The sequence below is a fragment of the Hyalangium minutum genome (assembly GCF_000737315.1).
In the GTDB taxonomy this organism is placed as follows: Bacteria; Myxococcota; Myxococcia; order Myxococcales; family Myxococcaceae; genus Hyalangium; species Hyalangium minutum.
On record NZ_JMCB01000026.1, the window covers coordinates 13,781 to 33,549 of the forward strand.

14 protein-coding genes are annotated in these 19,769 nt (G+C 68.3%); 6 read left to right on the top strand and 8 right to left on the bottom strand.

The annotated features are described in order from the left end of the window. Positions 1–56 precede the first annotated feature (56 nt). Positions 57–2,924: a DUF5011 domain-containing protein gene (locus tag DB31_RS51045; protein WP_240487195.1), complete on the bottom strand. Its 2,868-nt coding sequence runs from the start codon at positions 2,922–2,924 to the stop codon at positions 57–59. A 432-nt stretch (positions 2,925–3,356) separates the two neighbouring features. On the opposite strand from DB31_RS51045, the gene DB31_RS40560 reads away from it, so the two are divergent. Then, complete coding sequence (locus tag DB31_RS40560; RefSeq protein ID WP_240487197.1) at positions 3,357–4,202, top strand: pirin family protein; 846 nt, start codon at positions 3,357–3,359, stop codon at positions 4,200–4,202. 24 nt (positions 4,203–4,226) lie between these two features. Here DB31_RS40560 and DB31_RS40565 read toward each other — a convergent pair whose 3' ends face one another. Together DB31_RS40565 and epmA are read right to left on the bottom strand one after the other, a co-directional pair. After that, on the bottom strand, positions 4,227–4,892 hold the full coding sequence (locus tag DB31_RS40565) for an inorganic pyrophosphatase (protein ID WP_044198495.1): 666 nt from the start codon (positions 4,890–4,892) through the stop codon (positions 4,227–4,229). A 31-nt stretch (positions 4,893–4,923) separates the two neighbouring features. Beyond that, positions 4,924–5,928, bottom strand: a complete 1,005-nt coding sequence (gene epmA, locus DB31_RS40570) for an EF-P lysine aminoacylase EpmA (protein ID WP_044198496.1) — start codon at positions 5,926–5,928, stop codon at positions 4,924–4,926. A 59-nt stretch (positions 5,929–5,987) separates the two neighbouring features. Here epmA and DB31_RS40575 point away from each other — a divergent pair, with 59 nt between their 5' ends. The 4 genes from DB31_RS40575 (at position 5,988) to DB31_RS40595 (ending at position 11,641) form a co-directional block, all read left to right on the top strand. Then, on the top strand, positions 5,988–7,667 hold the full coding sequence (locus tag DB31_RS40575; protein WP_044198498.1) for a chromosome segregation protein SMC: 1,680 nt from the start codon (positions 5,988–5,990) through the stop codon (positions 7,665–7,667). A gap of 805 nt (positions 7,668–8,472) precedes the next feature. After that, on the top strand, positions 8,473–9,972 hold the full coding sequence (locus DB31_RS40585) for an ATPase domain-containing protein (RefSeq protein WP_044198501.1): 1,500 nt from the start codon (positions 8,473–8,475) through the stop codon (positions 9,970–9,972). Between the two features lie 2 nt (positions 9,973–9,974). Then, positions 9,975–10,340: a response regulator gene (locus DB31_RS40590; RefSeq protein ID WP_044198502.1), complete on the top strand. Its 366-nt coding sequence runs from the start codon at positions 9,975–9,977 to the stop codon at positions 10,338–10,340. A gap of 32 nt (positions 10,341–10,372) precedes the next feature. Continuing rightward, positions 10,373–11,641: an alpha-amylase C-terminal beta-sheet domain-containing protein gene (locus DB31_RS40595; protein ID WP_044198503.1), complete on the top strand. Its 1,269-nt coding sequence runs from the start codon at positions 10,373–10,375 to the stop codon at positions 11,639–11,641. A 25-nt stretch (positions 11,642–11,666) separates the two neighbouring features. Here the strand turns inward: DB31_RS40595 and DB31_RS40600 are convergent, their stop codons facing one another. The 5 genes from DB31_RS40600 to DB31_RS51050 form a co-directional block, all read right to left on the bottom strand. Beyond that, the gene (locus tag DB31_RS40600; RefSeq protein WP_044198505.1) at positions 11,667–12,509 is read right to left on the bottom strand and encodes a biosynthetic peptidoglycan transglycosylase; all 843 of its coding nucleotides are present in this window, start codon (positions 12,507–12,509) and stop codon (positions 11,667–11,669) included. Between the two features lie 116 nt (positions 12,510–12,625). Next, on the bottom strand, positions 12,626–13,672 hold the full coding sequence (locus DB31_RS40605) for an SPFH domain-containing protein (RefSeq protein WP_044198506.1): 1,047 nt from the start codon (positions 13,670–13,672) through the stop codon (positions 12,626–12,628). A gap of 185 nt (positions 13,673–13,857) precedes the next feature. After that, positions 13,858–14,658, bottom strand: coding sequence for an ABC transporter permease subunit (locus tag DB31_RS40610; protein ID WP_044198507.1), 801 nt, complete (start codon positions 14,656–14,658; stop codon positions 13,858–13,860). A gap of 2 nt (positions 14,659–14,660) precedes the next feature. Further along, entirely contained in the window at positions 14,661–15,578 is a 918-nt protein-coding gene (locus DB31_RS40615; RefSeq protein ID WP_044198508.1) for an ABC transporter ATP-binding protein, read from the bottom strand. Beyond that, on the bottom strand, positions 15,575–18,205 hold the full coding sequence (locus DB31_RS51050) for a glycosyltransferase family 39 protein (RefSeq protein ID WP_083969188.1): 2,631 nt from the start codon (positions 18,203–18,205) through the stop codon (positions 15,575–15,577). The genes DB31_RS40615 and DB31_RS51050 overlap by 4 nt, the downstream gene beginning before the upstream one ends. 196 nt (positions 18,206–18,401) lie before the next feature. Here DB31_RS51050 and DB31_RS40625 point away from each other — a divergent pair, with 196 nt between their 5' ends. Beyond that, a complete protein-coding gene (locus DB31_RS40625) occupies positions 18,402–19,760 on the top strand; it encodes a hypothetical protein (protein WP_240487199.1) in 1,359 nt (452 codons plus the stop codon). The last annotated feature ends 9 nt before the right edge of the window (positions 19,761–19,769 follow it).

Sequence of the window (19,769 nt, forward strand, 5' to 3'; positions counted from 1 at the left end):
AGGGGGCTCTCGGTGGCGAATCGGTGCCACCGAGAGCCTTCAGACCGGCCGCCGGACTACCAGGGGCAGTTGGCGACTTGCACGGTGCGCGTCACGGGCGTGGCGCTGTTGCCGCCGCTGTCCGTCAGCGAGTACGTCACCGTGTACGTGCCCGGCGCCCAGCCGTTCACCTCACCCGAGTGCCAGACCTGGGGCGACACGTCCCCGTAGCACGCGTCCGTGGCCTGCACGCCCGGGTCCACCCACGGGCTGCCACAGGTGTGCGTCATGAACGCGGGCCCGATGAGCTGCAGCGCAGGAGCCGTGCGATCGTCCACGTTCACCGTGCGGAGCGCGGACACCGTGCGCCCCGAGGCGTCCCACGCGGAGTACGAGACCGTGTAGGAGCCCTCGAAGGCCGTGTTGGGGCCGGGCCCGGACGAGTCTGTCCCCGTGTTGTACGCGTGGACATCCAGCGCGTTGCCGCATGCGTCGAACGCCTGGGCGCCCGGATCCCCGTAGCGGCCCGCACCGCACTCCACCGTGGTCACCGGTGAAGAGTTGAGCACGAGCTGGGGCTGCCCCTCGCAGCTCTCCGGGGGCCGGACATCGCTCACGAGCCGCAAGTAGATACGGGGCCCGCTGTTCGGGGAGGCAGTGAGCTGCTCATAGGAGGCCAGGAAGTGCCCACGGCCCCAGGCGGCGATTCCGGGCCGGTTGTAGGGGTGGGTCCGAAGCACGGAGAGCACCCGCTCCGCATCCGCCTCGAGCACGCCCTGCTTGGACACCCGCGTGCCGAGCAAGACCTTCGCACCGCCACGAGTGGCCGCCCATGCCACCCGGTAGTCCTGCCCGTCGAAGGTGGCCTCGGGGGCACTCAAGGCGGAGGCGCCGATGGCGATGTCCGCGGTCCCCAGCTTCACACCGTCCGAGGCGCTGATCCGCCGCGCCCAGAGGGAGGTGTCGGGGGCCATCCAGGTCACCAGGAACTCGCCGCTGCGAGCCGCCACGGCCGGGTAGCCCTCCGCGCCCGAAGTGGCCGCCAGGGAGATGGGCGAGGTGTCGAGCACCTGTCCCGAAGCGCCGCTGATGCGGGCCGCCTCGACATCCTGATTTCTCTGCCAGCTCACCAGGAAGGTGCCGTTGGAACCGGCCACCCGGGCCTGGAAGCCGTCCCGAGCGATGATGCGGCTGTTGGGATCCACGAGGGTCCCATCCGGACGGACACGCATCATCTGGATGCCGGTGAAGTACCCGTTCTCGTAATACCAACCATCCCACGTCACCAGGTAGTTCGTCCCATCGAAGGCCACCGCGGGATTCCACTGAGGCAGACCCTGGCCATTGGAGTTCGTGTTGCTGATGAGGAAGGGCGTGGAGTCGAGCACCGCCCCGTCCGAGGCCCTCACGCGGGCACCGTAGATGAGTGGGTAGCCGCCGATCTGTGACCACACCACCAGGAAGTTCGTGCCGTCAAAAGCCACCGCGGGATAGACATCCGCGCTCGACTCCACCGTGCCGATCCGCAAGGGGGTGGCATCCAGCCTCGCGCCATCCGAGTTCCTCACGCGAACTCCCAAGATGTCAGGGCGGCTCCCGACGACCTCCGACCAGACCACCAGGGAGATGTCGGGGCCGGCCGCAGCCGCGGACCCAACGGGCGCATCATAGGGGAGCACCGATGTGGGCGGCTTGACCGCGAGTTCCTTCGAGACGAACGTCCCCTCCTCCGTCACCTGCCGCAGCTGGCCACGCGACTTGGACGCTGCCGTGTCGTGTGCCGTGTAGGTCATCAGGAGGCGGCCTGTGCCCACCGAGGCGAGGCTTCCAGGAAGGTTCTGGATGGCGGAGGAGACCGTCACCGGACCGAGCACGAGCTCCGCGTCATCGGGGACTGAGGCCCCTGAGGACAACCGCTGGACGATGGCCTGGCGTACCCCATTGCGCTGGCCCTGCCAGCCCAGCCAGTAGTTGCTTCCGTCATGGGCCACCGCGGGGGCACTCAGGGCGGTCGTCCCTCCAAGGCCGGTCCAGGAGCGAACCACGCTGCCGCTCACGGCATTCCATTCCTGGGCCGAGAGCGTGTTATCCGAGGCCTTCCAGCTCACCAGGAGGGTGGTTCCACTGCCACCGGCCACCGCGGGGCGCCCAGCGCCGGAGGCCGCCACGGAGAGAGGAACAACGGGGTCCATCACCTGCCCGGTCGGGGCATGGACGCGGGCGGCCTGGATTCCCTGCCGGTTCCAGGCCACAAAATAGACTCCGTCCGCATCCGCATAGGCGACCTGTGGAGAGGACGCCTCGCCTCGGGAGATGACGAAGCTATTGCCCTCGATGCACGTCCCGTCCGAGGGACGCACGCGGATCCCCAGGATGCCCTGGGAGACGGAGTTGCCCTCCCAGAAGTAGCCCGCCCAGGTCACCAGGTAGTTCGTCCCATCGAAGGCCACCGCCGGGGTGAACTGAGGAAGCGGCAAGCCCCCGGAGTTGGTGCGGCTGATGAGGAAGGGCGTGGAGTCGAGCACCGCGCCATCCGAGGCCCTCACCCGAGCGCCGTAGACGAGCGGGTAGCTGCTGATCTGCTCCCACACCACCAGGAAGTTGTCGCCGTCGAAAGCCACGGCGGGCCGGTACTGCGTGGTGCTCCCCGAGCCAATGAAGATGGGCGTGGCATCCAGCCGCACTCCATCCGAGGCCCTCACACGCACGCCCAGGACGTCCAGGCTGTTGGCCGCGGAGGAGCCCTCCACCCACACGGCGAGGTAGATGCCATTGCCTGCCGCCACCACCGTGGTGTCGTGTTCCGCAATGGCCACCGCCGCGGGGTTCAGCGGGGACTCGGGCGATATCTGGAACCCCAGCGCCGAAGCCTGTGTCTTCAGGCTCCCCTGCACGCCTTCGGGCTCCGCCGGGCCGGTGGGGCCGCAGGCTGCCAGCGTTCCCAAGAGGGCGCTGCATACCACCCACGCAGGCAATCCCTGGCGTTTGCTTTTGGGATTCGGGGGTTGAGGGTTCGGATGCCTTGTGACGATCCTGCGATGATCTGGCTCGAAGAGGAAGTCCATGATCGTCATGCCTTTCCACAGGGGAATCCCTGCCCAGGAATGAGCAGAGAGGGCCTCGCGGCCCGGCGGCATTAGAGCAAGCCTTCACTTTTTATGTATAGCTTTAAACCCGTAGTGCAGCACGTCATGGCAGGGATTCAGACAGAGGTAAGTGTGTGATTGAGGCGTGGCTGGCATGTCTGCTCCTACCTTTGGCGACGAGGCAGACCGTCCTCACGCCTCGGACGCCCTGCCAATTCTTTTGGACGGGGTGACATGGCGCGTCCACGGAAGCCCGCGTATTTTCGGGCCATGACTCAACAACGAGACAGTGTGGAACGCCGTCTGGGACGGGTCATCGACCTTCCCGCTCCCATGCCGGGGCAGTTCGGGCCCGCGCACACAGTGGTGCCGATCATCTCCCCGGAGAACTACGCCTTGTCCGATCCGTTCATCTTGTTGATGGATGACCGGATCGACGGCAAGCCCGTGGCCGGGCCTCACCCTCACGCTGGCTTCGAGACGGTCACGCTGATGGTGAAGGGCGGGCTGGTCCACGACAGCGGCAAGTTGGCCGAGCGCGACGTGCAGTGGATGACGGCGGGAAGCGGGGTCATCCACGGCGAAGGACTGGATGGCGGGATTGCCCAGGCCCGGGTCCTCCAACTGTGGCTGACGCTGCCCAAGGCGCAGCGCTGGGCTCCCCCGAGCTACCAGGACATCCCCTACGCGGAGCTTCCAGTCCGGCGCGAGCCGGGGGTGGAGGTGCGGCTCTACAGCGGCAGCTCGGGGCCGGTGCGGTCACCGACGAAGAACTATGTGCCGGTCACCTTCGCCGAGTTCCTGCTCGAGCCGGGTGCAAGCATTCAGCAGGACCTGCCCCGCTCGTACAACGGCTTCTTCTACGTGCTGGACGGCGAGATCACCGTGGGCCCGGACGCCCGGGCGCTGCGGCCGGGCCAGGTGGGTTGGCTGGATCGTCCGGAGGGCCCTGGGGACAGCTCGCTCCGCATCGCCGGAGCCGGCACCACCCGGGCGCGGGTGCTGCTGTACGCCGGGCAGCCCCAGAGGGAGCCGCTCGTGAGCTGGGGACCGTTCATCGGGGACACCCAAGCGGACATCATGAGGGTCATGAACGAGTACCGCTCCGGCCGCTACGGTCCCCCACCCCCGCGGTAGAGGACTTGCCGCGCGCTTCAGTGCTCAGCGCTTGCGGCCCTTGGGGCTCTTGGCGCGCGCCGGAGCCTTCCCATAGAGCTGCTGGTAGTCCTTCATGCTGCGGCGGATGACCTCGAGCGCCTCGGGCCGATCGTACACCTCGGCGATCTCCACCTGGCGCTTCCCCTCGCCGGGGATCTGCTTGTACGTGAGGAAGTAGTGCTTGAGCCGGTCCACCATGGCGCGAGGGCTCTGCGCCAGGTGCTGCACCTCGCCATACGCGAGGTCCGACTCCAGCACGGCGATGATCTTGTCGTCGGCCTCCTTGCCGTCGATCATCCGCAGCCCGCCGATGGGCACCGCGCGCACCAGCAGGTTGCCGCTGGTGATGACCTTCTCCGTCAGCACGCAGATGTCCATCGGGTCGCCATCGCCCTGGATGTCCTTGTGGCCAGTGCGCTCGGCAGCGCGCTTGGCCACCTGCGGGCCGCAGAACGTCCGCGGGATGAAGCCGTAGGGCGTGGGGCACTGGCTGGAGAACTGCTGGGGCCGGTCCAGCCGGAGGATGCCCGTCTCCTTGTCCAGCTCGTACTTCACCGCGTCCGTGGGGACGAGCTCGATGAACGCGGTGACGGTCTGCGGCGCGTCCTCGCCGGGGCTCACGCCGTGCCACGGGTGCGCCTGGAATGCATGCCACTGGGGCTTCTTCATGGTGTGTCTCCGAGGGCTTTCAAACAGGGGCTCACACGAACTCGTGAGCGGGGAAGAGCAGGACGTCCGCGATGGAGGGGACGCCCATCAACAGCATCAGAATGCGATCGAGCCCCACGGCGATGCCCGCGGAGGGCGGCATGCGCCCCACGGCCTCCAGGAAGCGCTCGTCCAACGGATAGACGGGGCGGCCCAGGGACTTGCGCAGCGCCTGCTCCTCCGTGAGCCGCGCGCGCTGCTCCACCGCGTCCGTCAGCTCGGAGAAGCCGTTGGCCAGCTCCAGGCCCTTCACGTAGAGCTCCACGCGCTCGGCCACCGACGGGTCCCCGGGCTTCAGCCGGGACAGGGAGGCCATGGAGGCGGGGTACTCGATGAGGAAGGTGGGCCGCTCGTGCCCCAGCCCGCGCTCCACCTTCTGCAGGAAGAGGTGGAAGAAGACGTCATCGAACTGGGTGGAATCCCCGGTGCGCACGCCCGCAGCCTCGGCGGCGCGCTTGAGCGAGGGCCCATCCGGGCAGGCGCGCAAGTCCACGCCGGTGGCACGCAGCACGGCGTCCCGCACGGTGATGCGCTCGTAGGGCAGCCGGGTGAAGAAGGCCGGGTCCGCCCCGGGCTCGCCGCCCGTCACCGAGCGTCCTGCCTCCGCCAGCGCCTGCTCCAGCTCCTCCATGATGGCGTGATAGTCCGCATGGGGCCGGTAGAACTCCAGCAGGGTGAACTCGGGGTTGTGCGTGGCCGACACCTCGCCGTTCCGGAACACCTTGCACAGCTGGAAGAGGGGCCCGGCTCCGTCCGCCAGCAGACGCTTCATCGCGTACTCGGGGCTGGAGTGCAGGTAGAGCACGCGCGGGCGGCCCACGTCCGTCTCCGGGACGAACGGCGTCTCGAAGACGTTGATGTGCGGCTCCATGCCCGGCGCGGGGACCATCAACGGAGTCTCCACCTCCAGGTAACCACGACCGGTGAAGAAGCGGCGGAGAGCGGCTTGGAGGGACTGGCGGCCCGCGGCCGCTCGCCATCGAACAGAATCAGGCATGGGCGCGCGGAAGTTACATGGGCGACCCAGGCTCCCCAAGCGGATACATTGCGCCCCTCATGTCTCCACGGGCCCTGCTCCTCGCCACCGCCGTCCTCAGCCTCACCGCCTGTCCCAAGGCGCTGCCCCCGCAGCCTCCGGCCGTGAACCCGGAGGCGCAGCGGCTCACCGCCGAGGTGAAGGAGCTGTCCGCCCAGTCCCAGGCGCTGCTGGAGACCCAGAACCGGCTCATCTGGGACTTGTGGACGGAGGGCAAGCCGGTGGACATCGCCGCCACCTACCGGGGCAAGGAAGCGCTCTTCTCCGTCGAGAATGTCCGGAAGATCGATCGGCTGCGGCAGCTCACCTCGGATGCGCGCGAGGTGCGGGCGCTCACGGCGCTCCAGTCGCACGTGGCGGGCGAGTACCTGGCGCGCGAGCTGGCCGAGGCCAATGACGCCATCGCCAACCTGGAGGCCTCGCTCACCTTCACGGTGGACGGCCGCGAGGTGCGCTACCGGGAGCTGGAGCGCCTGCTGGCCAACGAGAAGAGCGCGGTGAGGCGCAAGGCCCTGTACACCGCCGCAGTGCCAGCCATCGAGCGGCTGAGCCAGTCCCTGCGCCGCCGCGAGGAGCGCACCGTCGAGCTGGTGAAGGAGCTGGGCTATGCCTCGTACGAGGCCTTCGGCGCGGAGCTGCGGCAGGCGGACCTGTCGCGGCTGAGCGTGCTGGCGGAGGAGATCCTGCAGGCCACCCAGGAGCCATACCGCACGGTGATGGAGCGGCTGTCCCAGCGAGAGCTGAACATGCCCTTCGCCAACATCACCCGGGCGGACATTCCCCGGCTGTTCCGCGCGCGCGAGGTGGAGGATGCGTTTCCCAAGCAGGAGTCCATGCTCCGGGTGCACGCCTCGCTGCAGGGCCTGGGCATCGATCTGACGGAGATGCCCAACATCCTGATCGACGCGAGAGACGTGCCGCGCAAGAACCCGCGCCCGCTGACGCTGCCCATCGAGGTGCCGGGGGACGTGCGGCTGTCGGAGAAGCCCGCGTCCGGGGTGCTGCACCAGGGGCGGCTGATGCACGAGGTGGGGCACGCGCTGCACTACGGCTTCACGCGCGAGCAGCGCTTCGAGCTGGCGCGGCTGGGCAACCCCACGGTGGGCGAAGTGTACGCGGCGCTGATGGAGGATCTACTGGAGGATCCGGTGTGGCTGGAGGAGCACGCGGGGGTGAGCGGAGACCAGCGCGCGCAGTACCTGGCGGCCTCGAGCGCGCACAAGCTGTTCCTCATCCGCCGCGCGGCCGGGCGGCTGCTGTACCAGCTGGAGCTGCACCGCCGCGAGGGCGCGGACGCGAAGGAGCTCTACAAGGCCATCATGGAGCGCACGGACGCCATCCCGATGAAGCCGGAGGACGAGGCGCGCTACCAGGTGGACCAGGAGGACTTCTTCCAGTCGGCGGACAACTTCCGGGCGTGGTTCCTGGCCGGGCAGCTCCAGGGGCAGCTCAAGGCGCGCTTCGGCCCGGCGTGGTGGCGGAGCCCGGAGGCGGGCGCGTTCCTCAAGCAGCTGTGGAGCCATGGCAACGCGCTGTCCGCCCGGGAGGTGGCACAGGCCATCGGCGAGCACGGCATCGAGCCGGACGTGCTCCTGCTCCGCCTGGGCACCACGCTCCAGGTTCCCATCAAGCTGGACGCGAAGCCGTCCGAGGAGCCCACGCCCCCCACTCAGGAAGACTCGAAGAGTGAACCCCATTGATCAACTGAAGCAGGGGCTGCTGGTGGTCATCTTCGCTGGCATGGGGTGCTTCCCGTCCAAACCCATCGAAGGTGTTTGGCAACCTGCCGCCGGGAGCAAGGCGGATCACATCTCAGGCCCCTTCTCGGCACCCGCAGGGGACGACACCTCCATCGTTTTTCCTCCATTCTTCGCGCAGAAGGCTGTCGCTGTAGGCTCTAGCACCGCGCCTGTTGAGCTCGATGGCGAGCTGCTCCGCGCACTGATGATCGCGGCCAACGACTTCTCTCCCCCAGGCGCCCCGGATCCATCTTGTTGGAATCGCCAGGAGTCCAACTCCTACCGAGTCCTCCGCCAAGGCCCCATCATCTTTGTCCACGTGCGCAAGAATCCACAGCACTGTGGTCTCTCCTGGAGGTTGTTTGACTCGGGCGCGAAGTACGCCATCAGCGCTCAGGGCCAGATCCTCCGGCGCATCGTCGACGGTCAACCCACCCAACCCCTGGGCCCTTTCCAGGAGGACGGAGGCTCCATCGGAGAGTGGGCAGAGCCCGGCACCCTGCCAGAGCCTGATGCGTCCACGCCCTCCACCCCTCTGCCAGCCCCCCACCCCTTGTGGGATGGGGGTACCCGCGCCGACCCATCCGAACCTCCGCCGCCGGTCCTGCCCAGCCAGCCCCAACCAGCGGCCTCGCCTATCCCGCCTTAGCTGCCTCCGCCTCCCGCGCCGGGCCCCTGATCGTCCTGCTTCAAGCAGTTGCCAGCCCTGGACGCCTTTCTGCTTCTCCCCTCCTCGCTTCCGCCGCATCCTCGTTGCCCGATACAGATGATCGAGAACAAACCTCTACAAACCGAGCGCCTCCCCACGGGCGTTCCCGGCCTCGACACCCTCTTGCACGGAGGCTTCGTGCAGGGCGGCGTCTACATGTTGCTGGGCATGCCGGGCGCGGGGAAGACCATCCTGGCCAACCAGGTGTGCTTCCACCACGTGCGCCAGGGCGGCCGGGCGCTCTACGTCACCCTGCTCGCCGAGTCCCACACGCGGATGATCGGCAACATGCGCGTCCTGGGATTCTTCGATCCCTCGCAGATCGCCGACTCCCTGGCGTACCTGAGCGCCTACTCCGTGCTCGAGGAGGGAGGCCTGGACGCGTTGCTGGACTTGCTCCGCCGCGAGATGAAGTCGCACCGGGCCTCGCTGCTCATCCTCGACGGGCTGGTGGCGGCCGAGGAGCTGGCGCCCACCGAGCGCGCCTTCAAGAAGTTCATCCACGGCCTCCAGGTCATCATCGGGCTGATGGGCTGCACCACCCTGCTGCTCACCACGGGCGGAGGCCTAGGCCTCAAGGCCGAGCACACCATGGTGGACGGCCTGATCGTCTTGCGTGAGCGCACCTACGGCGTCAGGTCCGCGCGCCAGCTGACCATCCGCAAGTTCCGCGGCAGCGGCCACTACCGTGGCGTGCACAGCTTCGACATCACCCCCCGGGGCATCGTCGTTTACCCCCGGCTCGAGGCGATGGTGCAGGAAGGAGGCCTTCCGGATCCGCCCTCGGGGGGCCGCATGGGCTTTGGCATCGCCGGCCTGGACGCCATGCTCCACGGCGGCATCTTCCAGGGCTCCACCACCATGCTCCTGGGCTCGTCCGGCAGCGGGAAGTCCCTGATGGGCATCCACTTCCTCGCGGAAGGCGCCCGCCGGGGCGAGCTCAGCCACTACTTCGCCTTCTACGACTCGCCGCAGCGGGTGCTGGCGCAGACCGACGGCGTGGGGCTCGACCTGCGGCCCCTCCTCGCGAAGGGGCACCTCGAGCTGAGCTTCCGGCCCCCCGCGGAGCAGCGCATCGATGCCATCGGGAGCGAGCTGCTCGCGCTGATCCGTGAGCACAAGGTCCGCCGTATCTTCCTGGACGGCTTCGATGCCTTGAGCAAGGCCGTCGTCCACCGCGATCGCGCCGCCCGCTTCATGGCCGCACTCGTCAACGAGTGCCGCGCCCGGGGCGTCACCCTGGTGTTCACGGCCGAGACGGAGTCGGTGTTCGGCATCGACCTGACCCTCCCGGTACGGGGCGTCTCCATGCTCTGCGAGAACCTCTTCTTCCTCCGAAGCGTGGAGGTCCGCGCGGAGCTGCGGCGCTTCATCTCCATCCTGAAGCTGCGCACCAGTGGCTATGATCCCGCCCTGCGCGAGATCGTCATCAACGACAGCGGCGTTCAGATTGGTGAACCCATCGACAACGCCCAGCTGTTGATGTCGGGCCTGTCCCTGGAGTCCTCCCTCCAGCGCGCGCCTCGCAAGCGCCGGCCGAAGCTCCGAGGCAAGTAGGTATGGGGCCCATCCTCATCGTCGATGACGAGTTCGGCATCGTCGAAGCCCTCGAGGGCTTCCTCCAGGACGAGGGCTATCGCACCGCCACGGCCCTCAACGGCCAGCAGGCCCTGGAGAAGATGAGAGCGGAGCGCCCGGCGCTGGTGCTGCTCGACTACATGCTGCCGGTGCTCAACGGCCCTGCCGTGCTGGAGGCCATGAAGGCCGATCCGCAGCTGCGCGACGTTCCCGTGGTGCTCATGAGCGCCAGCCCGCCGAAGCTGTGGCGGCACCTGCCCGCCCAGGAGTTCCTCCCCAAGCCCTTCGGGCTGGCCCCGCTCGTTTCGATCGTGCGACGCTACGTAGGTGAGCCTCCTGCGCACTGAGCACAGGAGGTTCAATCCCCCGAGGAGCCATCATGTTGAAAAAGTGGATGAAGAACCTGCTGGTGCTGGTGGGCCTGTCGGCACTGGTGCTCACGGCGCCGCAGGCGGGCGCGGGAACGCTGGACGGCAACAGCCAGGACGTGCTGCTGCAGGGCTTCCACTGGTACTCGTACCAGACGTACCCGTGGTGGGGCGTCATCCAGAACAACGCGGCGAACATCAAGAACGCCGGGTTCACCATGGTGTGGCTGCCGCCGCCGAGCGACGCCGCCTCCAACGAGGGCTACCTGCCGCGCCGGCTGGAGCTGCTGGACAGCAAGTACGGCACGCAGGCGAACCTGGTGAGCGCGCTGTCCGCGCTGAACAACAACGGGGTGAAGCCCATCGCGGACATCGTCATCAACCACCGCGTGGGTACCGCCAACTGGGCGGACTTCACCCTGCCCACGTGGGGCGCGGACTCGGTGTGCCGCGGGGACGAGTGGACGGGCGCCACGGGCAACACGGACACGGGCGATGGCTACAGCGCCGCGCGCGACATCGACCACACGAAGGTCTACGTGCAGGACAGCATCGTCAACTGGATGAACACGAAGCTGAAGAGCATCGGGTTCGCCGGGTGGCGGTATGACTACGTGAAGGGCTACAACGGCTCGTACGTGGGCTCGTACAACAGCCGCACCGCGCCGTACTTCTCGGTGGGCGAGCTGTGGACGGACCTGGACCTGAACAACCCCAACCCGCACCGTCAGCTCCTCATGAACTGGCTGGACGCGACGGGCGGCAGGTCGGGCGCGTTCGACTTCACGACGAAGGGCCTGCTGCAGCAGGCGGTGCAGTACAACGAGTTCTGGCGGCTGAAGGACTCGGCGGGGGCTCCGGCGGGCGCCATCGGCTGGTGGGCGGCCAAGTCCGTCACCTTCATCGACAACCACGACACGGGCCCGAGCACCCCGAGCGGCGGGCAGAACCACTGGCCGTTCCCGGGGGACAAGATCCTCCAGGGCTACGCGTACATCCTGACGCACCCGGGCATCCCGACGGTGTACTGGGTGCACTACTTCGACTGGGGCACGGCGAACCAGGCGGCCATCAAGACGATGATCTCCATCCGCAAGTCGAAGGGCATCCACAGCACCTCGGCGGTGAGCATCCAGGCGGCGGACAGCTCCAAGTACGCGGCGATCATCACCGGCACCGCGGGCAAGGTGGCGATGAAGCTCGGCAACGGCCCGTGGTCTCCGGGCACGGGCTGGACGCTGGCCACCTCGGGCACCAACTACGCCATCTGGACGCAGTAACCGGGAGCGGCTCGGGCGCCGGCGATCAGGAGTCCTCCTCCTCGCTGGCGTCCGAAGACTCAGGCTTGCCGCTGAGGATGCGGTCGATCTCCGCTTGAGCGGCGGAGGCCTGCTCCGGCGGGAGGCGCTTGGCGGCCTGCATCTGATCGATGATCCAATGGGCGCGCTTCTTGAGCGCCCTGGAGCCGGACTTGGGTGAGCGCTTCCTCGGGGCAGGCAGCATGGCGGCGAGAATGGCGCCCTGAGCCACGGAGAGGCTCACGGTGGAGACGCCGAAGTGCTCGCGGGCGCCGGCCTCGAGGCCGTAGACGCCGTCCCCCCACTCCACCACGTTGAGGTACAGGGCGAGGATGCGGCTCTTGGGCAGAGCCTCCTCGAGGCGGTGGGCGAGGATGAGCTCCTTGGCCTTGCGGAACAGGCTGCGATCCGTGGAGAGCCAGAGGTTCTTGGCGAGCTGCTGGGTGATGGTGGAGGCGCCGCGGCCGAGCTTGCCCTGCTTCCACGCCTCCTGCATGGCCTTCTCGAGCTCGACGGTGTCGACGCCCTCGTGGAGGTAGAAGCTGGCGTCCTCCGAGGTGAGCACGGCGTAGACGACGTGCTTGGGGACATTCGACAGGGAGACCCAGTTCTGGCGCCGCCGAGGCTTGCGGCCCGCATCACGGGCCTCGGCCGCGCGCTGATCGATGAGGGCCGTGGTCTCCGGGTTCTGCTTCAGCAGGGGCTCCGCGCTGGGGAGCGTGACGTACTCGTAGACGGCGAAGCCCAGCAGCCCCAGCAGCAGCACCCCCAACACCCGGCGCCGCCAGGGCGAGCGCCGCCTGGCCACCGGGGGATTCACGGCTCCTGGGTCCAACGTGTCACTGCTCATGCGGGCCCATCTACCTCGAAACGGACGGCGTGAGCTTCCAAACGCCAGAGGCCCCACCGCTCTTCCAGCGGGGAGGCCTCCGGGCACTCGAAGAGGGGCCTACCGGCCCGCTCGGGTTACAGGAGCTTCATCAGCTCCGCGCGCTTGGCCTTGTACTCCTCCTCGGAGAGGACGCCCGCGTCGAGCAGCTCCTTGATCTCCTTCAGGCGCTGCGCCGGGCTGCGCGTGTCCGCCGGAGGAGCCGCCTCGGCCGCAGGAGGCGGTGCCTGGCGCTGCTGGTTCTGGTTGTTCATGAACATCTGCGCCATGCCCATGCCCATGCCCATGCCCATGCCGGACAGGGCGCCGTCGGAGCCGCCACCACCGCCCTTGGCCATGCCCTCGGAGGCACCCAGCATCGCCTGGCCCTGCGCGTACTGCTGGAAGCCGCCCGCCATGCGCGAGTACGCCGCATCCTTGGAGAACTTCTTCAGCGTCGCCTCGTCCTCCTCCTTGATGCTGACGTGGAAGTTGCCCAGGCGCACCACGGTGAGCCCGTAGGTGTCCACGTGCGGCTTCACGCCGGCGATCACCTCGGTCTCGATCTCCTCGGTGTACGCGCCGCTCGTCACGTCGAGCAGCGGCCAGCGCTTCTTCACCAGCAGCTCGGCGATGCGATCCTTGATGACCTTGAGGACCTGGCTCTTGAACCAGCCCAGGAAGTCATCGTTGCTGGCGCGGCCCATGCCGACCAGGCCCACCACCAGCTTCTCCGGCTCGGTGACGCGGATGGAGAAGTCGCCGTACACCATGGTGCCGATGCCCAGGCCCGTCTCCGGGTCGCGCACGTCACCGATGGGGCCGCCGAACTTCACGCCCGGGTGCTCGCGCGTGGAGACGAAGAAGACCTCCGTCATGAACATGTTGCCGCCGGTGAAGCTCTCCAGCAGCCGGGACAGGAAGGGGATGTTCTTGCTGTCCAGCGTGTGGCGTCCGGGCCCCAGCTTGCCCTCAACCTTGCCGTCCTTGACGAAGAGCGCAATCTCGTCAGCGTCCACGGTGAGCTGGGTCAGCATCCGGATGTTCTTCTCCGGATACTTGTAGATGATCTCGCCCTTGGCTTCGTCCGCGCGGGCAATGAAGTTGCGCTTCGCCTCGCCCTTGATCGAATCGAAAATGCCCATCGTGCTCGCTCAGCCTCCGTTCGGACTGCGTCACCTGCCAGAACCCACGCCGCCCCGTATTCCATACGGATAGCGGCCAGAGCGATTCCATGCTCGCCCTTCGGCAGGCGGTTAGCTCCCGCAACATGCCAGTTTTACTAGGGCTTGGCCAGCCAACCAGAGGAGGGCTTGCCCGATTTCGAGGCTCAGCCCCAGCGGCTGATGAGGCGCTCGCGATCCAGCAGCCGGATGCTGGCCACCAGCAGCACGGCGTCCAGCAGGAGCACCACAGCGCCTTGCACGGCGTAGTAGCCCATCCCTGCGGTCAGGAGGCCGGCCACCTGGCCTCCCACGAGCCCCACCAGCGGGAGCACCACGAGCGCGGAGAGCTGCTGGGCGGTGCGGGCCTCGGACACGCGGGCGGAGATCAGCACCGCCACCCCGTTGCCGAAGAAGGCGAACAGGGGCGCGAGCACGAAGATGCCGAAGGTCCACAGTGTGTTGGGCATCAGCGGCCCCTTCACCATGGGCCACGCCACCACATCCACGCCGATGCAGAAGAGAACGAAGGCCACCCAGGAGATCCCCACAGCGGGCACCAGCGAGGCCAGGCTCTTGCCGGCCACCAGTTCGGCGGCCGTCACGGGCGAGGCCAACAGCGGCTCCAGGGTCCGCCGCTCCTTCTCCCCCGCCACGCTCTGCGAAGAGATGAGGATGGGGACGAAGACGGGCATGACCAGGAACATGCCGAACCAGTCGGTGAGCGTCCGGTCGATCAGGAAGCGCGCCGCATTGGCGCCCAGCGGCAGGGCCTTGTCGTAGTACTGAGCGATGACGCGCAGGTTCGGATCATCCGGCCGCTGCACGTACGTCCACACCACGCCGATGGGCACGCAGATGAAGACCAGGGGCAGCACCGTCATGGACAGCAGCAGCCCCAGGTTTTTTCGCAGGTCCAGGAAGTCTTTCCAGAAGACCGCCAGCGCGCGCTTGGGCCGGAACGCCATGGTCAGCCCCTCCCCTGTCGGATGAGCTCCAGGTAGACCTCTTCGAGCGGCCGGTTGGCGGGCACGGCGCTGTGCACCCGCGCGCCCGCGTTCACCAGGGCCGCCAGCACGTCCGGCGCCTGGGCATCGTCGGAGAGCATGACCTTGAGACGACCGCCCTCGCTCAGCACGTTGGGGGCGAAGGGCAGCGCGGCCAGGGCGGGACGGAAGCGCTCGGCGTCGCCCTCCACGCGGATGTCCAGCGCCTGCCCCGCGCGCCGCAGCTCGCTCAGCGGGGCCATGGCCAGCAGCCGGCCCTGGATGATGGCGGCGCGCGTGCACAGCCGCTCCACCTCGGACAGGTTGTGCGAGCACAGGACGATAGTGCGCCCCTCGGTGGCCAGCTCCGCCACGGCATCGCGCACGGTGCGGGCGGACTCGGGATCCAGGCCCGAGGTGGGCTCGTCCAGGAAGATGACCTTCGGGTCGTGCACCAGCGTGCGGACGATGGCCAGCTTCTGGCGCATGCCCTTGGAGAAGCCGCCGCATGGGTCATCCACGCGCGCGGCCAGCCCGAAGCGCTCCAGGTACGCGAGCGCGCGAGGCCATGCGGCGGCCTCGTCCAGCTCGTGCAGCTTCATGAAGAAGCGGAGGTTCTCGCGGGCAGTCAGCCGGTCATAGAGCCCGGGCTGCTCGGTGAGGAGGCCCACGGTGCGCCGCAGCTGCTCGCCGTGAGTGCGCACCGAGTGGCCCCAGACGAAGGCCTCGCCCTCGGAGGGCAGGAGCAACCCGGTGAGCATGCGCACCGTGGTCGTCTTCCCGGCGCCGTTGGGCCCGAGCAAGCCGAACACCTCGCCCGGGCGCACGTCGAACGTGAGCCCCTGCACCGCCGTCCGATCGCCAAAGCGCTTGGCGAGTCCCTGAACCTGGATGCCGCTCAATCGACGGCCACCAGGACGAACTTGTTGTTGATGTCGCGGTCGATGATGGTGACCTTCTTGTCGGCGCCCACAGCGCTGGTGAGCGCCGTCAGACGGCCGTGCTCCACGAGCACCCACTCGCGGCCCGGCTGGGCCACGAAGTTGCGCAGGCGCACGTTGGCATCGCCCAGGCGGAACTGCTCCACCGTGTTGCGCGAGTAGAACGTCTCTCCGCGCCAGTTCATCTGGAACGCGGCGATGGGCTCGCCCGGGCGGTGCTGGCGGTAGTAGCGCCAGAAGAGGTCCCGCTGCGTCCAGTGGTGGGACAGCTTCACCCAGTGGTTCCAGTTGAACCAGCACGCGAAGCAGATGGCGAAGGCCCAGAAGACACCGAAGAGCATCACCCGGGCCTGCTTGAGCGCGGCCACCACCGCGAGCACGCCCGCCACGGCGAAGACGAAGCCCATGCCCTTCCTCACGTTGATGGGCTCCTGGAGGGCTCGGAGCAGCGCGTCCGTGCCGATGGGCCTGCCGAAGCCTGCGGCGGCGAGTCCGCCTCCGGCGACCGCCCATGCGGCCGCGTAGAGCAGGCGCGAGGTGCGCAGCGCCTTCGGGCCACGCAGGGCCTCGAAGACACAGAAGGCGGCCGTCACGAGGCCCGCCACGCCCAGCGGCCCCATGGCCGTCACCTTCCCCTCGGTGTACATGGGAACCAGCATGGCGCCGCCGCACAGCAGCGTCGCGATCGCGGTGGAGCGAGAGCCGGTGACATCCTCGGCGGCTTTGCCCGCTGTGCTCGCGACGGCCGTGGCCGGAGCCTCTGGGGCCTTGGCCTCCGTCGTCACGGCCGTGGCGGGAGTCTCCGAAGCCTGGGCCTCGGTCCCTGCCGCAGGGGCCGGAGCCTCCGCGGCCTGGGGCTCCGCCGCGTCCTTGGCGACAGCCGTGACCGGAGCGGCCAGCGCGGGCTCGGGCTTGGCCTCGGCTGGAGCAGTCTCCACGGTGGCGGTGGCCGGAGTGGCAGTGGCCTCCGAGCCTGCGGCGGCCTTGGCCTTCTTGTCGCCGCTCTTGGGAACGAAGACCTCGATCACGAGGTACGCCCCCAGCGCCAGCAAGGCGGCCGTCACGAAGTCGCCGATCCACAGCGACCGAGAATCCCAGAACGGAATGGGCTTGGTGACGAGCTCGGTGGGGTACGGGCGGTCGTAGTTGTAGACGAAGAGGTCCGTGAAGTTCTTGGGCGTCTCCGCCAGATCCTTGCCCACGAGGATGAAGAGCACGAGCCCGAAGAGCAGACTGACGGCATGCTCGGCGGGTCCGTCCTTCCACAGCCGGTCGATGAAGAGCGCGATGAGGATCGCCAGCCCGGGGAGGATGGGGAACACGTAGTGGTGGAACTTCGTGGCGCTCGAGGCCAGCAGCCAGAAGCTGAAGGCCACCCACAGCACGGCGAGCAGCGCCAGGTGGTCCGCCTTCGAGGCCGAGCGCAGCTTCAGCCGGGACACCACCGCGAAGGCGCCGGGCAGCAGCGCCACCCAGGGGAAGATGGCGTAGCCGCCCTGCTCGATGAAGTAGATGAAAGTGCCGCCCGGGGTGGTGGTGTGCACGCCCGCCGTGAGCCGGTTCAGGTGGTCGTGGATGAAGAAGCGGTAGAAGAAGCCCTTGCCCTCGTCATCCACCTCGGGGAACAGGCTGAGGGTGAGATACCAGGGCACCGCCACCCCGCAGAACACCAGGAAGCCGGTGCCCAGGCGCATGCGGAACATCTGCCCCCAGAGCACGGGCATGGCGCGCTTGCCCTCGCGCACCTCCTTGCGGAAGGTGCGGCTCCACAGCCAGCGCACGTGCTCCTGGCCCGCGGCCCAGCTCCAGGGGATGACGGCCAGCAGCGCGTAGATCAGCAGGAAGGCCGCGGGCAACACGCCCAACAGGCCCTTGGCCAGCACGGCCAGGCCCAGGAAGACGTAGAAGGCGTACCACCAGGCACTGCGGTGCTTCGTCGTGTCATCGAGCTGGCCGATGAACGCGCACGCCATGGCGCAGATCATCGTGGTGACGAACGGGGTGTCCGTCACGGTCTGCCGGGTGAGCAGGAAGTAGAGCGGCATGGTGACGAGCACGAAGCCCGTGGCCAAGCCCGCACGCACGCTCACCACGCGCGACACCGCCAACGACAGCAGCGTCACCGCGGCGGCGCTCAGCAGGGCAAACGGCGTGCGCATGCCCCACTCGGTGTAGCGGCCCAGCTCGCCGGTGCCGCGCAAGGCATCCACCACCTGAATGCCCAGCGCCTGCATCCACATCGTCATGGGCGGCTTGGAGAAGAACCACGCGTTCTCCCACCAGGGGAACACGTAGTCGCGGCGGACCACCATCATCCGCGCCACCTCGCCGTAGTGCGTCTCCCAGGGGTCCCACAGTCCCACCGCGCCCAGGTAGGGCAGGAACACCCCGAGCGACAGCCCCCCCATCAGCAGCACCACCCGGAGCGACAGTGGCAGCGCCACCCAGCGCTGGAACCACTTCTCCGTGGAGATGTCCTTGCCGAGCAGCCCCTCGACGAAGCTCTCCGGGACCGGCTCGGGCGCGGGCTTCTGCTCGGGCGCGGGCTTCTGCTCCTGCTGTTGTTGCTGCTCGCCGTCACTCGCCACGGAAAAGGACGCCTCCGTCTGGATCCGGCCCGCCTACATCCTGGGCCGCGGCCTTATATCCCCCGTGACGCTCCGGGTCGACCTCCGCCGGGTGTACCGCTACCGCGTCACGGGTGCCGTGCATTGTGCCGGAAGCTGCACACCGATGCGCAGCAAACCCGCGAAAGCCCGCTCTACAGGCAGGGGGGCACGGCGTTTGAAGAGACCTGGGGAGCAGCCCCCGTCCGAAGCGGGGGCCGATGTGGGAGGCGTGATGATCATCCAGGCAGCAGCGCTGGGGTGGGCCCTCTTGCTCTCGCAGGTCGAGGGTCAGGAGAAGGCTCCCCAGCCAGAGACGCAGCAAGCAGGGGAAGATTCAGCGAAGGGTGCGACGCAGGAGCCGGCCCGGCAGGGAAGCGACCTGACGGGGCTCCTGACGCCCGAGGAGCCGATGCCTGCGCTCCGCTACGACCAGCCCATCCTCTGCACGAAGCTGCCGCCCACCAAGCAGGTGCCCTCGGGGGAGTACCGGATGCAGTGCGATCCGGTGACGCGGCGGTGCCTGATTGCCCCAGGCAGCGAGCTGGACGCGGAGGGGGTAGAGCTGGACCGGCCATTGCTGCGCACCTCGTACTGTGACCGCTCCGAGGCGAGCGCGAACGTGCGGGTGCAGGAGGGCTACCGCTTCGTGCCGGCCATCGCCGAGTCGCCGCCGGGCTGGTACCGCGACGAGCAGGGCCGGGTGATGCAGTTCAACTTCGACTTGCACCGGCGGTTCTACCTGGGCGGCGCGTGGGCTCCGCTGTTCCGCAGCGGGCAGCCGGCGGAGACGGAGCGCGTCCGGGTGGACTTCGGCATCCAGACCGAGTTCCCGGGGGGCTCGGAGGACAACCGGCTGCACCGCGTCACGCTCCTGGAGACGGAGGTGTACCTGGGCGAGCCGAGCCTGGATGTGACGCTGGTGCGGTACGACTTCAACGTGGAGCGGACGGTGCCGCTGTTCCGCATCACCACGTTCTTCGGCAAGCCGCGGCGCTTTGACTTGGGGCTCAACCTGGGCGCGTGGATGGAGGCGCTGCACCAGGAGACCATCGAGCGCGAGGACTCGGAGCTGAGCCTGCTCACATGGGGCGCGGTGCACGGGACGCTGGACGTGTGGCACTCGAAGGATCTGGTGTCCTACGTGCGATTCCGGGTGGGCCCGTCCTTCGAGCGCGACCGGACGCACGGATTGAACACGTTCGTGCCGACGGCGGTGTTCGAGGGCAACCTCACGCTGGACACGGACGGCTTCCACCACCTGCTGTTCTCGGCCGAGGCGGAGAAGGTGCTGCTGGACGACCCGGTGGAGAACCGCCCGCTGCACCCCGAGCGGCTGAAGGTGAAGGCGGGCTACGAGCTCATCCTGCTGGCCATCAACGATCAGCCGGTGAGCCTGGTGGCGGATGGGCGTGGCATGTGGCGCAACGACATTCCGAACGTGAGGGGCAAGTGGGAGTGGTCCGCCAACGTGGGGCTGAGGGCTTCGCTGTGGGCTCCGGCGCGGCGGAGTGCTCCGCTGGCGAGCGCTCGCTAGGGAACGGAC